Genomic DNA, 14,639 nt, shown 5'->3' with positions numbered 1-14,639 from the left:
ACTTTTTAACCGCTTTCGCAAGCGTTTCTGCGATTGTGTTCTATATTTAACAAAGTAATGACATTTTGACTGGATATAAATCCTATTCAATGCGTGTTTAGCGGTTTTTTGTTCAAGAAAATAGGCATTACATAATATTAATTACTGACTTAAGTCTAATGAGTTAGCGTTAATAACCTAACTTATTGATTTGTCAGACTGGTGATTCACCACAGCAGGAAAAGCGGCCTTCATTGCTGCTTACCGCCCAAATTGTGGGCAAACCAACAGGATATAGATCGATGACGATGACAAGACTGAAGATTTCGAAAACTCTGCTGGCTGTCGTGCTGGGTTCTACCCTGGCAAGTGGTTCCGTAATGGCGGAAAACACGACGACCAATAAGGCGCAAAACGCGGCCGATAACGCAGGGCAAAAAATCGATAGCTCTATGAATAAAGTCGGTAATTTCATGGATGACAGCGCGATTACGGCGAAAGTCAAAGCAGCGCTGGTCGATCACGAAGATATCAAGAGTACCGATATCTCCGTAAAAACTGAGAAAAAAGTGGTGACGTTGAGTGGCTTCGTTGAAAGCCAGGCACAGGCAGAGCAGGCGGTAACCGTCGCGAAAGGGGTGGAAGGCGTTGCTTCAGTAAGCGACAAACTCCATGTTCGTGATGGTAAAAACACCTCTGCGAAAGGCTATGCCGGCGACACCGCGACTACCAGTGAAATCAAAGCAAAATTGCTGGCCGACGACATCGTTCCTTCCCGTAAGGTGAAAGTTGAAACGACCGATGGCGTTGTACAGTTGTCCGGTACCGTAGATTCACAGGCGCAAATTGAGCGGGCCGAAAGTATCGCTAAAGCGGTAGATGGCGTCAAAAGTGTGAAAAACGATCTGAAAGCTAAGTAACGAATTCCTAAATGTGCAATCCCGGCGCTTTGCCGGGAGTCAGTAGAACGCACCTGGAAAATATCGCCAGTGAGCATCCTGAGCGCTCACATTAGCGGTCGACATTAACTATGGTTAAGGAGAGTCTTATGTTTCGTTGGGGCATTATATTTCTGGTTATCGCGTTAATTGCCGCCGCTCTGGGCTTTGGTGGTCTGGCAGGTACGGCAGCGGGTGCCGCGAAAATTGTCTTTATCGTCGGTATCATTCTGTTCCTCGTCAGCCTGTTTATGGGCCGCAGACGCCCGTAGCGCGAGCTACCCTCTTAAACGAATCATCAAGCCAGTCCTCGTGACTGGCTTTCATTGTTTCTACGAGGGGAAAATTGCGTTACTTTGTTAAAACCTAACATCGAAAGGAAAGCAGGGTGGGGCAATATATTCCGGTAACGCTTGGCAACATTGCGCCATTGGCGTTAACGCCATTTCGCCCAGGCCGACTCGCTCTGGTATGTGAGGGAGGCGGTCAGCGGGGCATTTTTACGGCCGGCGTACTGGATGAGTTCATGCGCGCTGACTTTAACCCCTTTGACCTTTTTCTTGGCACCTCCGCCGGGGCGCAAAACCTGTCGGCATACCTGTGTAATCAGCCCGGTTATGCGCGTAAGGTCATTATGCGCTACACAACCACTCGCGACTTCTTTGATCCCGTACGTTTCGTGCGTGGCGGCAACCTGATCGATCTGGACTGGCTTATTTCTTCTACCTCAACTCAAATGCCGCTGGCGATGGACTACGCCGCGCGTGCCTTCGATACAGGCAAAGCCTTCTATATGTGCGCCTGCCGTCAGGATGACTACACGCCGGAATACTTCTCCCCCGACAGTCGTTCCTGGCTGGATATCATTCGCGCATCCAGCGCTATTCCCGGGTTCTATCGTCCGGGCGTTACTCTTAACGGCGTCAATTACCTTGATGGCGGCGTCAGCGACGCTATACCTGTTCAGGAAGCGGCGAAACGCGGGGCGAAGACCATTGTGGTTATCCGTACCGTGCCGTCGCAAATGTATTACACCCCTCAATGGTTTAAGCGAATGGAACGCTGGCTGGGAGAAAGCAGCTTGCAGCCTTTCGTTAATCTCGTTCAGCATCACGAGAAGACCTATTCGGCGACGCAGAAATTTATCGAAGCACCGCCCGGTAAGTTGCGCATTTTTGAAATCTACCCGCCGAAGCTTCTGCACAGCATGGCGCTGGGAAGCCGTTTACCTGCGCTGCGGGATGATTACAAACTGGGAAGACTCTGCGGGCGTTATTTCCTGGCGACGGTGGGTAAGCTGTTGGCAGAAAAGCCGCCATTAATTCGTCATGCGCCGCGCGTGGCCACGACTTCTGCCACCATCGTGGTGCCGCCAGCCGCCGTCGCCAACGATGCGGTCGATACGCCGCTTGTCAGCGCGGTTCAGGCCAACGATTTGCCTTTTAATAATGAGGATACTGCGTGACGTTCCGCTTTATCGATACTCACTGTCACTTCGATTTTCCCCCCTTCCAGGATGATGAATCGGACAGTATTACCCGCGCCAGCGCCGTTGGGGTCGAACAGATTATCGTCCCGGCGATTGGCTCACAGTACTTTGCCCGCGTTATCAAACTTGCCGGGGATTATCCGGCACTCTATGCCGCGCTGGGGCTGCATCCGATCATCATTGAAGAGCATACGGCGAGCTGCCTGGAGCGACTTGAGCAACTGCTCGCAACCCGTCCGCAGAAGGTGGTGGCGATTGGCGAAATTGGTCTGGATCTGTATCGTGATGATCCGCAGTTTGAACGTCAGCAGGCGGTGCTGGATGCGCAGCTTAAGCTGGCAAAGCGCTTTGATCTGCCGGTGATCCTGCATTCGCGCCGCACGCACGACAAGCTGGCGATGCACCTTAAACGCCATGACCTACCGCGAACGGGGGTGGTACATGGCTTTGCCGGTAGCCTGCAGCAGGCGGAACGTTTTATCAGCCTGGGATATAAAATTGGCGTTGGCGGTACCATTACCTACCCGCGCGCCAGCAAGACCCGCGAAGTGATGGCGCAATTGCCGCTAAACGCTCTGTTGCTGGAAACTGATGCCCCGGATATGCCATTAAACGGTTTTCAGGGCCAGCCTAATCGCCCGGAACAGGCGGCTCGGGTCTTTGACACCCTCTGTGAATTACGCCCGGAAGCGCCAGACGTGATTGCTCAGGCGCTGTTCGACAATACCCACGCCACGTTTTCGTTAAGCTGATTTACAGATACAACGCCGGAAGGATCACGGTGTTCACGCCTCGGGCAGTCAGCGCCTGCGCCAGCGGTTCCACATCCCCGGCGGTGGCGCTACGCCACTGTTTTGCTTCGCCATACACGCCATGGGTTTGAAAGGCGTTAATACGCACCGGCACATCGCCTAACTCGCCGATAAATTCGCACAACTCATCAATGTGTTGCAGGTAATCACACTGGTCGGGGATGACCAATAAACGTAACTCCGCCAGCCGCTGATGCGCCGCCAGAAGACGGATGCTGGCCTTTATCTGCGCATTATCGCGCCCGGTCAGAAATCGATGACGGTCGCTACCCCAGGCTTTGAGATCGATCATCGCCCCGTCACAGACAGGCAGAAGTCTGTGCCAACCCGTTTCGCTAAGCAGACCGTTGCTGTCGACCAGACAGGACAAGTGTTGAAGCGACGGCGTCGATTTGAGCGCACTGAACAGCGCAACCAGAAACGGCAACTGCGTCGTTGCCTCGCCGCCGCTGACGGTGATCCCTTCGATAAACATTGCCGCTTTGCGGACGTGGGTCAGCACCTCTTCCACACTGAGCGTTTTCGCCATGGGCGTGGACTGCTGTGGGCAGAGATGTAAACAGGTATCGCACTGCTGGCAGGCGCTGGCATCCCAGTTAACCCGTCCATCAACCAGTGTTAAAGCGTTATGCGGGCAGGCGGGAACACATTGTGCACAGTGGTTGCAGCGTCCGATCGTCCACGGATTGTGGCAATTTTTACAATTCAAATTACAGCCCTGTAAGAACAGCGCCAGACGGCTGCCTGGCCCATCGACGCAGGAGAACGGGATAATCTTACTGACTAAATACTTCATCCTTCGTGCTGTCTCCTTGTTAGCTGTCCCTTCGAAGTCTGAGCGCATCCTGTATTGATACGCTCAGGCTTCTCCATCATGGTGCCTTGATTCAATCTGAATCACGTTGCGTGTTGAAGCGCATCTGCTGTTCATGGCTGACCACGCGCGGTTGTCTTTCAAGGATGTGGGTATTTCGGGCGGCTTCCTCTCCAAGCCAGGTCGTGTTGGTGCGTGACCCCTCGGCACGGAATTTTTCCAGGTCCGACAGGCGCACCATATAACCTGTTACGCGCACCAGATCGTTGCCGCTGACATTGGCGGTGAACTCACGCATACCGGCTTTAAAGGCGCCGAGGCAGAGTTGCATGACGGCCTGCGGATTGCGTTTGACGGTCTCATCGAGGGTCAGAATGTCGCTGATACCCGCCGTGTACCAGGCATGATGTGGGGCAACCGTCAGCAGGTGAGTAATGGGATCCGGCTCATCGCCGTAGGGTAAACGCGCCCCCGGCGTGGTGTCCGTATCCGAACTGATCGCCGATTGCGCATGCAACATCGCTCTGTTATTCCAGCCATGTTTTACCGGCGTGTTAGCGACAAATGTCGCCAGTTGTTCACTGATTCTGTAACCCAGCGCGTTGGCTTCTTCATTTTTGCCGTAGCGGGCGCTGAGCCCTGCACGTTCGCAGAGGGTATTCACCGCTTCGGCCAGACCGTACATACCAAACATGGGCGCAAAACGTTGCGGGTCTATCAGCCCTTCGGCCACCAGGAAGTTATTCTCGAAGAAGCCGGATTGCGAATAGAGGAAGTCGCAGCGTGCATCAATGATCGCGATTTGCTGCTGACAGTAGTGGGGAAGCTGGCGTGTGAAGAAATCCTCAATACTGCTGCTGCGTTCGGCGATGGCTTTCAGGTTAAGTCGCACCAGCGTACTGCCACCGCCGCTGAGCGGCAGCGAGTTGTAACAACTGACGATGCCATAGCCACCTTTTGTGAAAATTTTATCATTTTTGGGGCCGTTAGCGATATGGGGCTTACTGCACTCACAAATGTTTTTTGCCACTTCAAGCAGTAAGTCATCCGGCGTCATCTCCGGGTCATAAATAAAGGTCAGATTAGGCGAAACCTGCTTAAGCTCTGCGTCGGCGCGTAAAATGGCACGGGTAACTGGCGTATCGGCAGGGCCAATATTGGCGTGCATAAACGCATCCGGCAGGGTTCTGTCCAGATAACGCCAGAAACGTTTTATTCGAATATCGATCTCTTCTTGTGTTAGAATTCTAACATACGGTTGCAGTATCACATCCAGTTGGCCCAGCCAGACGGGCATAGATGTGACTGACGGAACATGGTGATAAAGGATGGTGAGCATCGATAACGCGTCGTCGAGATCGGTTGCCCCTTCGAGTTCCAGCCATTGCGAGCCATTCGCGAGGAATTTCGCATAGTCTGGCAAGACATAGCGTGGTTTGTAGGGCGCATGCCCTTCGAACATATCGCAAATGGCGCCCTCATCAAGCGCAGCGCGCGCTTCTTTAGCCAGTGGGGGATAAGGCAGACTGTTCTCGGCCTCAAGCGCAAGAAAATGGCGTTTTTGTGCGGGAGTCAGGGTGCTGCTTGTCGCAATCTGCTGGCAACGAGCCAGATAAGCTGAATCATTTGGCGTGGACATATTCGTTCCTCTTATTCCTTGAGCATCTGGCCCAGTGTAAGTAACCGAACGGAGCCCGCCTTTGATCCACACCCCTAAATATCCGGGTATGGGGCTATGTTAAGGCTAAAAATTTGATGAATGTCTCATTACGGTTTTGCAAATATGAATGTGGTTTTCATTAACTGTGATGAGTGTCGAAGTGTGATGGTGGGTTAATGTTAGAATAATAACAGACCCGTATTTAACCGGCTTATGCCGACGGAGAGAGAAATGACTGATTTAACTGCAAGCAGCCTGCGCGCGTTGAAACTGATGGACCTGACTACCCTGAACGACGACGACACGAACGAAAAAGTGATCGCGCTGTGTCATCAGGCGAAAACCCCGGTTGGCAACACGGCCGCTATCTGTATCTATCCGCGTTTTATCCCGATTGCGCGCAAAACGCTGAAAGAGCAGGGCACGCCAGATATCCGCATCGCAACGGTCACTAACTTCCCGCACGGTAACGACGATATTGAGATCGCGCTGGCGGAAACGCGCGCGGCGATTGCTTACGGCGCTGATGAAGTCGATGTGGTATTCCCGTACCGTGCGCTGATTGCAGGCAATGAACAAGTGGGCTTTGATCTGGTTAAGGCCTGTAAAGATGCCTGTGCAGCGGCCAATGTTCTGCTGAAAGTGATTATCGAAACCGGCGAATTGAAAGAAGAGGCGCTGATTCGTAAAGCGTCTGAAATTTCTATCAAAGCGGGGGCTGATTTCATTAAAACCTCTACCGGTAAAGTGCCAGTAAATGCCACACCGGAAAGTGCGCGCATCATGCTGGAAGTGATTCGCGATATGGGTGTGGCGAAAACCGTTGGTTTCAAACCGGCTGGCGGCGTGCGTTCAGCAGAAGATGCGCAGAAATTCCTCGCGATTGCCGACGAACTGTTTGGCGCTGACTGGGCGGATTCTCGCCACTATCGCTTTGGTGCTTCCAGCCTGCTGGCAAGCCTGCTCAAAGCACTGGGCCATGGCGACGGTAAGAGCGCAAGCGGCTACTAATTCTACTTTGCGGCGGCGCGTCCGCCGCAACCAACCTTGATTTTCAGGGGGTTACCTTGTTTCTCGCTCAAGAAATAATTCGTAAAAAACGCGATGGCTACGTGCTCAGCGATGAAGAGATTCGTTTCTTTATTAATGGGATCCGTGACAACACCGTGTCCGAAGGGCAAATTGCCGCGCTGGCAATGACCATTTTCTTCCACGACATGGCAATTGAGGAGCGCGTTTCGCTGACCATGGCGATGCGAGACTCAGGGACTGTCCTCGACTGGAAACACCTTAATCTCAACGGACCTGTCGTCGACAAGCACTCCACGGGCGGCGTGGGCGATGTCACTTCGCTCATGCTTGGGCCGATGGTTGCGGCCTGTGGCGGCTATATCCCAATGATTTCCGGGCGCGGGCTTGGTCATACCGGCGGTACGCTCGACAAACTGGAAGCCATTCCAGGGTTTGATATTTTCCCCGATGACAAACGCTTTCGCGACATCATTAAAGATGTGGGCGTCGCGATTATCGGACAAACGAATTCTTTAGCCCCTGCTGACAAACGCTTTTATGCCACGCGTGATATTACCGCGACGGTCGATTCTATTCCGCTGATCACCGCCTCGATCCTTGCCAAGAAACTGGCGGAAGGACTGGACGCGCTGGTCATGGACGTCAAAGTGGGCAGCGGGGCCTTTATGCCGACGGCAGAACTTTCTGCGGAACTGGCGCAGGCGATTGTTGGGGTGGCGAATGGCGCGGGTGTGCGTACGACCGCACTGCTCACTGATATGAACCAGGTACTCGCCTCCAGCGCAGGTAACGCTGTTGAAGTGCGCGAAGCCGTCCGCTTCCTGACTGGCGATTACCGCAATCCGCGTCTCTTTGATGTGACGATGGCGCTCTGCGTAGAAATGCTGGTCTCCGGCAAACTGGCGAAAGATGACGCCGAAGCGCGCAGACAATTACAGGCGGTGCTGGATAACGGTAAAGCGGCAGAAATCTTCGGGCGTATGGTGGCGGCACAAAAAGGCCCGACCGATTTCGTCGAAAACTATGACAAATACCTGGCAACCGCGACGCTCAGCAAGGCCGTGTATGCCGATACCGAAGGGTTTATTGCGCAGATGGACACCCGCGCGCTGGGTATGGCGGTGGTCTCCATGGGCGGTGGTCGTCGTCAGGCGTCCGATACCATCGATTACAGCGTCGGCTTTACCGATATGGCGCGTCTGGGTGATGCGATCGACGGGCAGCGTCCTTTAGCGGTGATCCACGCAAAAGATGAAGCAAGCTGGCAGGAAGCGGCAAATGCGGTCAAAGCCGCGATTGTGATTGCCGATAAAGCGCCAAAAGAGACGCCAACAGTCTGGCGACGCATTACCGATTAACGATATACTGATCTGATCGCTATTTTTTGAAGCACTACGTACGGAGAACAATATGAAACGTGCATTTATTATGGTGCTGGACTCCTTCGGCATCGGCGCAACAGAAGATGCCGAGCGTTTTGGTGACGTGGGTTCCGATACCATGGGTCACATCGCAGAAGCCTGTGCCAAAGGCGAAGCGGACAACGGTCGTAAAGGCCCGTTGCACCTGCCAAACCTGACCCGCCTGGGCCTGGTGAAAGCACATGAAGGTTCTACCGGTAAAATTGCAGCCGGAATGGACGGCAACGCGGAAGTGGTGGGCGCATACGCCTGGGCGCATGAGCTCTCTTCCGGTAAAGATACCCCGTCTGGCCACTGGGAAATCGCTGGTGTACCGGTACTGTTTGACTGGGGCTATTTCTCCGATCATGAAAACAGCTTCCCACAGGAACTGCTGGATAAACTGGTCGAACGCGCAAACCTGCCAGGCTACCTCGGCAACTGCCACTCTTCCGGTACGGTCATCCTTGACCAACTGGGCGAAGAGCACATGAAAACCGGCAAACCGATTTTTTATACCTCTGCCGACTCCGTGTTCCAGATTGCCTGCCATGAAGAGACATTTGGTCTGGATAAACTCTACGAGCTGTGCGAAATCGCACGCGTTGAGTTGACCGAAGGGGGTTACAACATTGGTCGCGTGATCGCCCGTCCGTTCGTTGGCGATAAAGCCGGTAACTTCCAGCGCACCGGTAACCGCCATGACCTGGCCGTTGAGCCGCCGTCAGCGACCGTGCTGCAAAAACTGGTCGATGAGAAAGATGGTCAGGTGGTTTCCGTGGGTAAAATCGCGGACATCTATGCCAACTGCGGTATCACCAAAAAAGTGAAAGCAACAGGCCTGGATGCGCTGTTTGACGCCACCGTGAAAGAGATGAAAAGCGCGGGTGATAAGACAATCGTCTTTACCAACTTCGTTGATTTCGACTCATCATGGGGCCACCGTCGCGATGTCGCCGGTTATGCGAGTGGTCTGGAGTTGTTTGACCGTCGTTTGCCGGAGCTGATGGAGCTGGTGGGGGAAGATGACATTCTGATCCTGACCGCTGACCACGGCTGTGACCCGACCTGGCAGGGCACCGATCATACCCGCGAGCACATCCCGGTGCTGATCTACGGCCCTAAAGTGAAACCGGGCTCACTCGGTCACCGTGAAACTTTCGCCGATATCGGCCAGACCATTGCGTCGTACTTCGGTACGTCACCCATGGACTACGGCAAAAACATGCTTTGATTTGGGAATGGGCATCGTTTGATGCCCTTGCCCCGACTCTCTCCTGCGGGAGAGGGGGAAAACACAACGAATAAAAAGGAACTGAAGATGGCTACTCCTCACATTAACGCTGAAATGGGTGATTTTGCTGACGTTGTGCTGATGCCTGGCGACCCGCTGCGCGCAAAGCACATTGCTGAAACTTTTTTTGAAGATATCCGTGAAGTGAACAACGTGCGCGGCATGTTGGGTTACACCGGTACCTATAAAGGCCGCAAAATCTCCGTAATGGGCCATGGTATGGGTATCCCATCCTGCTCCATCTACGCGAAAGAGCTGATCACCGATTTCGGCGTGAAAAAAATCATCCGTGTGGGCTCCTGCGGCGCGGTACGTATGGACGTGAAACTGCGTGATATCGTCATCGGTATGGGCGCGTGCACGGACTCTAAAGTCAACCGTATGCGTTTTAAAGACCATGATTTTGCAGCCATTGCTGACTTTGGTATGGTGCGTAACGCTGTTGATGCTGCTAAAGCGCTGGGTGTAGATGCCCGCGTTGGTAACATCTTCTCAGCGGATCTGTTCTATGCACCGGACGGCGGCGAGATGTTCGACGTTATGGAAAAATACGGCATTCTGGGTGTGGAAATGGAAGCGGCCGGTATCTACGGCGTTGCCGCAGAGTTCGGTGCGAAAGCGCTGACCATCTGTACCGTTTCTGACCATATCCGTACCCACGAGCAGACCACCTCTGCAGAGCGTCAGACCACGTTCAACGACATGATCAAAATCGCGCTGGAATCTGTTTTGCTGGGCGATAAAGAGTAAATCTTTTTCAAAACGGGCGGCTTTTATGCTGCCCGTTTTATCTATTCATAAATCTATTCGCACATGAGCGCCTTAACCGATTTACTCTTGCAAGGGGCGCGCTCTGTCTCTGAACTGGCCATCAGCCAGGCCACGTTCTCGCGTCTTGTGTCAGCACATGATGAGGTGGTGCCGTTTGGTAAAGCCCGGGCAACCCGATGCTGGAAAAATTAACGCTCGCCGCCTCGATTATCCAGCGACTTGCATAAAAAGGTCATCTCACCGCCCCGGCAATCCACGCCGACAGCTCCCGCAGCTCTTTTTCCTGCTCAGGGAAATCACCTAAGAGCGCATCACACTCCTGTGCCAGCATATCCGCCCGGTACAAACAACCCTGCAGGCGTGCCGCCAGTGCCTCCAGCGGGGCGGGATTCAGGCTGTCGGTGAACACCTGTGTGCGGGTGATATGCCCTTTCTCCACGTCAAAATGCAGCTCCACACCGCCCCAGCTAAAGCGCTCATCCAGCAAGTGGCTGAACGCAGGCGCCTGACCAAAGTTCCACTCCCAACTGCTCTGGCGGGCAAAGGTTTCCGCGAAATTGGGGAGGTCCGGGGTCTTATCCGGTGAAATCACCTCGGCTTGCACGCGCTCACCGTAGTGGGCGAAGAAGGCTTCCGTCACCGCCTCGCAGATACGCTCATGGCTGATCCCCGGCAACAGATCGACCAGATTCGCCACGCGCCCACGCACAGAGGTAATGCCTTTGGCCTGGAGCTTCTTCTTATCCGGGTTGAGATAGTTGGCCAGGCGGCTGAGGTCGGCATTGAGCAACAGTGTGCCGTGATGGAAACCGCGATCTTTGGTTTCGCGGTAGGCGGAGCCTGAGACCTTACGATCGCCCTCCGGCGTTTTGACCACCAGATCGTTACGCCCGGATGCTTCTGCCGTCACGCCCAGCGAGTTCAGCGCCTGCAACACAATCGCGGTAGAAATCGTTTTGTCGTACTCCGGCTTGCCTGCCATAAAGGTGAAGCAGGTATTGCCTAAATCATGGAACACCGCGCCGCCGCCGCTACTGCGCCGCGCCAGACGCACATTGTCTTCTTCCATGCGCCGGGTATTGCACTCCTTCCACGGGTTCTGTGCCCGCCCGATAACTACCGTATCGGCGTTACGCCAGAGGAAAAGTACCCGCTGGGTGGCGGGCATCTGACGGAAAATGCACTCTTCCACCGCCAGGTTAAACCAGGGATCATAAGAATCAGAGATAAGCAGACGCAGTGTGGACATGGCAGATTTCCTTTCCTGAAAAAGCGCCGTTTTTCACGTTGCTACCGCGCGGGCTGCAACGTGAAATCCGTAGGGTGTAGGTAGATTACACTTTCTTTTCGTTCTCTTCCTCTTCCGGCACCGGCTTGCTGGCGGTAAGCAGGAAGGGAGACTGTTGCCAGCGGGTACGCTTCCCCTGCAACAGCGTACGGGTCAGCACGACGCCTATCGCCAGTGAAAGTAGCAGCATCAGGCGTAAAATATTGGTGGTGTTGTCGACCTGTTTGGCGTCCGTCGCCAGCGTATGGGTATCCAGCGTTAAACGCAGGTAGCCCAGCGGACTGCTTTTGCCCTGAATCGGCTCGACGATCTGCTGGTTGAAATAGCCCCCGGCTTTTTTGCCGTCCAGCGCCAGCCTGTCGCGCACATCAATGCTTTCGCCAGACCGGGCAATCAGATCGCCGCGTTCGTCATAGACGCCCGCATCGAGAATTCGGCTCTCCTCGGTCAATTGCCGCAGCACAACGCTGATACGCTTATCGTCAGGCGTCTCCGCGCGCATCAGTGGCGCAAGGTTTAGCGTGACCTGTTTCGCCAGCGTGCGGGCCAGCTCTTCAAGCTGCGGATTGCGCTGACGCTGGTGATTCTGACTGAACCAGGATGCGCCCTGCATAAGGGCGACCAGCAGCGCCAGACAGAAGAGCACGATCACGGCACGATGAAGCCGGAATTTGAGTTTTGCGCGAGCCATATTCCACCTGTTGAAAATTTGCGGCTTAATGTTGCCAGAAGCGCTGGTTACAAGGTAGCCTCATGCGTTATTTTTACCTCAGCACATACCCCTACAGGAGCTGTAATGCCGAATAATTTGACCTGGTGCGACCTGCCCAACGACGTTTCTCAGTGGCCTGGGTTGCCGCTCTCTTTAAGTGGCGATGAGGTCATGCCCCTGGATTATCACGCGGGTCGTAGCGGCTGGCTTCTGTATGGACGCGCCCTGAATAAAGAACGTTTGACCGCCTGGCAACGTAAACTGGGCGCGGCAATGGTGATCGTGGCCGCCTGGTGTGTGGAAGATTATCAGGTTATCCGCCTTGCCGGTTCACTCACCCCGCGTGCTACCCGCCTGGCACATGATGAAGGGCTGGACGTTGCGCCGCTCGGTAAAATTCCGTCTCTGCGTCATCCGGGCCTGATGGTGATGGATATGGACTCAACTGCGATTCAAATTGAGTGCATTGATGAAATCGCTAAACTGGCCGGTACGGGCGAAATGGTATCGGAAGTAACGGAACGCGCCATGCGCGGTGAGCTGGACTTCACGGCCAGCCTGCGTCAACGTGTGGCAACGCTCAAAGGGGCTGACGCAAACATCCTGCATCAGGTCCGAGACAGCCTGCCCCTGATGCCAGGCCTTACGCAACTGGTGTTAAAACTGGAAGCGCTGGGCTGGAAAGTGGCGATTGCGTCTGGCGGCTTTACCTTCTTTGCCGATCACCTGCGCGAGATGTTGCGCCTGACAGCGGCGGTAGCCAACCATCTGGAAGTGGTTGACGGTAAGTTCACCGGCAACGTGCTGGGCGACATTGTGGACGCGCAGTATAAAGCCAATACCCTCAAGCGTCTGGCGCAGGAACATGAGATTCCGGCGACTCAAACGATCGCCATTGGCGACGGTGCTAATGATCTGCCGATGATTAAAGCCGCCGGGTTAGGTATCGCCTTTCACGCGAAACCGAAAGTAAATGAAAAAGCCGAAGTCACCATCCGTCACGCTGATTTGATGGGGGTGTTCTGCATTCTCTCAGCCAGTCTGGCGAAGAAATAACGAGGTATCTGTGGCGAAAGCTCCAAAACGCGCATTTGTCTGTAATGAATGTGGTGCCGATTATCCCCGCTGGCAGGGGCAATGTAGCGCCTGCCATGCCTGGAACACGATTACCGAAGTGCGTGTGGCCGCCTCGCCTGTCGTGGCGCGTAATGAGCGCTTAAGCGGGTATGCTGGCAATGCGGGCGCGTCGAAAGTACAGAAACTTTCCGATATCAGCCTGGAAGCCTTGCCGCGTTTTTCGACCGGTTTTAAAGAGTTCGACCGCGTGTTGGGCGGCGGCGTGGTGCCGGGAAGCGCTATCCTGATTGGCGGTAACCCTGGTGCAGGTAAATCGACGCTTCTGCTACAAACCCTGTGCAGACTCGCGGAACAGATGAAAACGCTGTACGTCACCGGGGAAGAGTCGTTGCAGCAGGTGGCGATGCGCGCGCACCGTCTTGGCCTGCCGACTGCCAATCTGAATATGTTGTCGGAAACCAGCATTGAGCAAATCTGCCAGATTGCCGATGAAGAGCAGCCGAAGCTGATGGTTATTGACTCCATCCAGGTCATGCACATGGCAGATATTCAGTCTTCTCCCGGTAGCGTGGCGCAGGTGCGTGAAACGGCGGCTTATCTTACGCGCTTCGCGAAAACGCGCGGGGTGGCGATTGTCATGGTCGGGCACGTGACCAAAGATGGCTCGCTGGCGGGGCCGAAAGTCCTTGAGCACTGTATTGACTGCTCTGTGTTACTGGATGGTGATGCGGACTCTCGTTTCCGTACGCTGCGCAGCCATAAGAACCGCTTTGGCGCGGTCAACGAGTTGGGCGTCTTTGCGATGACCGAACAAGGGCTACGGGAAGTGAGTAACCCGTCCGCCATCTTCCTTAGCCGTGGCGATGAAGTGACTTCCGGCAGTTCGGTGATGGTGGTCTGGGAAGGCACGCGTCCGCTACTGGTAGAGATTCAGGCGCTGGTGGATCACTCGATGATGTCCAATCCCCGGCGTGTTGCTGTCGGGCTTGAGCAGAACCGCCTTGCCATTCTGCTGGCGGTTCTGCATCGCCACGGCGGCCTGCAGATGGCCGACCAGGATGTGTTCGTCAACGTTGTCGGCGGCGTAAAAGTGACGGAAACCAGCGCGGACCTGGCGTTGTTACTGGCTATGGTGTCGAGCCTGCGCGACCGGCCTCTGCCTCAGGACCTGGTGGTCTTTGGCGAGGTTGGGCTGGCGGGTGAGATCCGCCCGGTGCCCAGCGGGCAAGAGCGTATTTCCGAAGCGGCGAAACATGGCTTCCGACGCGCCATTGTACCTGCCGCGAATGTGCCGAAAAAACCACCAGAAGGGATGCAGGTCTTCGGTGTTAAAAAACTCGCAGATGCACTAAGCGTCTTTGACGACTTATAAT

The 14,639-nt window shown here is 54.6% G+C and carries 14 protein-coding genes and 1 pseudogene; 11 read left to right on the top strand and 4 right to left on the bottom strand.

From position 1 onward, the window contains the following. Window positions 1-281: 281 nt before the first annotated feature. The 4 genes from osmY to MRY16398_RS24760 all read left to right on the top strand — a co-directional run bounded on the left by osmY (window position 282) and on the right by MRY16398_RS24760 (window position 3,158). A complete protein-coding gene (osmY, locus tag MRY16398_RS24775) occupies window positions 282-899 on the top strand; it encodes a molecular chaperone OsmY (RefSeq protein ID WP_039078248.1) in 618 nt (205 codons plus the stop codon). A gap of 128 nt (window positions 900-1,027) precedes the next feature. Further along, window positions 1,028-1,189, top strand: coding sequence for a DUF1328 domain-containing protein (locus tag MRY16398_RS24770; protein WP_007373037.1), 162 nt, complete (start codon window positions 1,028-1,030; stop codon window positions 1,187-1,189). 116 nt (window positions 1,190-1,305) lie between these two features. After that, entirely contained in the window at window positions 1,306-2,382 is a 1,077-nt protein-coding gene (locus MRY16398_RS24765; protein ID WP_039078249.1) for a patatin-like phospholipase family protein, read from the top strand. Continuing rightward, window positions 2,379-3,158 carry a TatD family hydrolase gene (locus MRY16398_RS24760; protein ID WP_125125377.1) on the top strand — a complete coding sequence of 260 codons (780 nt, stop codon included), beginning with the start codon at window positions 2,379-2,381 and terminating at the stop codon, window positions 3,156-3,158. Before MRY16398_RS24765 ends, MRY16398_RS24760 begins: the two co-directional genes overlap by 4 nt. 1 nt (window position 3,159) lies before the next feature. Here the strand turns inward: MRY16398_RS24760 and MRY16398_RS24755 are convergent, their stop codons facing one another. Together MRY16398_RS24755 and MRY16398_RS24750 are read right to left on the bottom strand one after the other, a co-directional pair. Next, window positions 3,160-4,014 carry a YjjW family glycine radical enzyme activase gene (locus MRY16398_RS24755; RefSeq protein ID WP_125125376.1) on the bottom strand — a complete coding sequence of 285 codons (855 nt, stop codon included), beginning with the start codon at window positions 4,012-4,014 and terminating at the stop codon, window positions 3,160-3,162. Window positions 4,015-4,105: 91 nt separating this feature from the next. After that, window positions 4,106-5,671, bottom strand: a complete 1,566-nt coding sequence (locus MRY16398_RS24750) for a YjjI family glycine radical enzyme (protein ID WP_125125375.1) — start codon at window positions 5,669-5,671, stop codon at window positions 4,106-4,108. A gap of 252 nt (window positions 5,672-5,923) precedes the next feature. On the opposite strand from MRY16398_RS24750, the gene deoC reads away from it, so the two are divergent. From deoC to MRY16398_RS24725, 5 genes and pseudogenes are all read left to right on the top strand, one after another. Then, the gene (gene deoC, locus MRY16398_RS24745) at window positions 5,924-6,703 is read left to right on the top strand and encodes a deoxyribose-phosphate aldolase (RefSeq protein WP_197718598.1); all 780 of its coding nucleotides are present in this window, start codon (window positions 5,924-5,926) and stop codon (window positions 6,701-6,703) included. Window positions 6,704-6,759: 56 nt separating this feature from the next. Then, the gene (deoA, locus tag MRY16398_RS24740; protein WP_039078254.1) at window positions 6,760-8,082 is read left to right on the top strand and encodes a thymidine phosphorylase; all 1,323 of its coding nucleotides are present in this window, start codon (window positions 6,760-6,762) and stop codon (window positions 8,080-8,082) included. Window positions 8,083-8,134: 52 nt separating this feature from the next. Next, window positions 8,135-9,358 carry a phosphopentomutase gene (deoB, locus tag MRY16398_RS24735; RefSeq protein WP_071193591.1) on the top strand — a complete coding sequence of 408 codons (1,224 nt, stop codon included), beginning with the start codon at window positions 8,135-8,137 and terminating at the stop codon, window positions 9,356-9,358. Window positions 9,359-9,445: 87 nt separating this feature from the next. Then, a complete protein-coding gene (deoD, locus tag MRY16398_RS24730; RefSeq protein WP_039078256.1) occupies window positions 9,446-10,168 on the top strand; it encodes a purine-nucleoside phosphorylase in 723 nt (240 codons plus the stop codon). A gap of 63 nt (window positions 10,169-10,231) precedes the next feature. Further along, window positions 10,232-10,366, top strand: a pseudogene (locus MRY16398_RS24725) (type II toxin-antitoxin system HipA family toxin YjjJ); the annotation flags it as partial. A 55-nt stretch (window positions 10,367-10,421) separates the two neighbouring features. On the opposite strand, the gene lplA reads toward MRY16398_RS24725, so the two are convergent. Together lplA and MRY16398_RS24715 are read right to left on the bottom strand one after the other, a co-directional pair. Continuing rightward, window positions 10,422-11,438 carry a lipoate--protein ligase LplA gene (gene lplA, locus MRY16398_RS24720; protein WP_039078257.1) on the bottom strand — a complete coding sequence of 339 codons (1,017 nt, stop codon included), beginning with the start codon at window positions 11,436-11,438 and terminating at the stop codon, window positions 10,422-10,424. Between the two features lie 85 nt (window positions 11,439-11,523). Next, complete coding sequence (locus tag MRY16398_RS24715) at window positions 11,524-12,168, bottom strand: YtjB family periplasmic protein (RefSeq protein WP_071193592.1); 645 nt, start codon at window positions 12,166-12,168, stop codon at window positions 11,524-11,526. Between the two features lie 105 nt (window positions 12,169-12,273). Here MRY16398_RS24715 and serB point away from each other — a divergent pair, with 105 nt between their 5' ends. Both serB and radA read left to right on the top strand, forming a co-directional pair. Continuing rightward, the gene (gene serB, locus MRY16398_RS24710) at window positions 12,274-13,245 is read left to right on the top strand and encodes a phosphoserine phosphatase (RefSeq protein WP_071193593.1); all 972 of its coding nucleotides are present in this window, start codon (window positions 12,274-12,276) and stop codon (window positions 13,243-13,245) included. Window positions 13,246-13,255: 10 nt separating this feature from the next. Next, window positions 13,256-14,638 carry a DNA repair protein RadA gene (gene radA / locus MRY16398_RS24705; RefSeq protein ID WP_039078260.1) on the top strand — a complete coding sequence of 461 codons (1,383 nt, stop codon included), beginning with the start codon at window positions 13,256-13,258 and terminating at the stop codon, window positions 14,636-14,638. Window position 14,639: the final 1 nt, after the last annotated feature.

The sequence above is a fragment of the Phytobacter sp. MRY16-398 genome, assembly GCF_003925915.1.
In the GTDB taxonomy this organism is placed as follows: domain Bacteria; phylum Pseudomonadota; class Gammaproteobacteria; order Enterobacterales; family Enterobacteriaceae; genus Phytobacter; species Phytobacter diazotrophicus.
The sequence above is the reverse complement of the archived record's forward strand: the minus strand, read 5'-3'. Positions and strand labels throughout refer to the sequence as shown.

Coding starts and splice junctions, on each gene's coding strand:
- osmY (WP_039078248.1), top strand. CDS start 282: ATGACGATGACAAGACTGAAGATTTCGAAAACTCTGCTGGCTGTCGTG.
- MRY16398_RS24770 (WP_007373037.1), top strand. CDS start 1,028: ATGTTTCGTTGGGGCATTATATTTCTGGTTATCGCGTTAATTGCCGCC.
- MRY16398_RS24755 (WP_125125376.1), bottom strand. CDS start 4,014: ATGAAGTATTTAGTCAGTAAGATTATCCCGTTCTCCTGCGTCGATGGG.
- MRY16398_RS24750 (WP_125125375.1), bottom strand. CDS start 5,671: ATGTCCACGCCAAATGATTCAGCTTATCTGGCTCGTTGCCAGCAGATT.
- deoC (WP_197718598.1), top strand. CDS start 5,924: ATGACTGATTTAACTGCAAGCAGCCTGCGCGCGTTGAAACTGATGGAC.
- deoB (WP_071193591.1), top strand. CDS start 8,135: ATGAAACGTGCATTTATTATGGTGCTGGACTCCTTCGGCATCGGCGCA.
- deoD (WP_039078256.1), top strand. CDS start 9,446: ATGGCTACTCCTCACATTAACGCTGAAATGGGTGATTTTGCTGACGTT.
- lplA (WP_039078257.1), bottom strand. CDS start 11,438: ATGTCCACACTGCGTCTGCTTATCTCTGATTCTTATGATCCCTGGTTT.
- MRY16398_RS24715 (WP_071193592.1), bottom strand. CDS start 12,168: ATGGCTCGCGCAAAACTCAAATTCCGGCTTCATCGTGCCGTGATCGTG.
- serB (WP_071193593.1), top strand. CDS start 12,274: ATGCCGAATAATTTGACCTGGTGCGACCTGCCCAACGACGTTTCTCAG.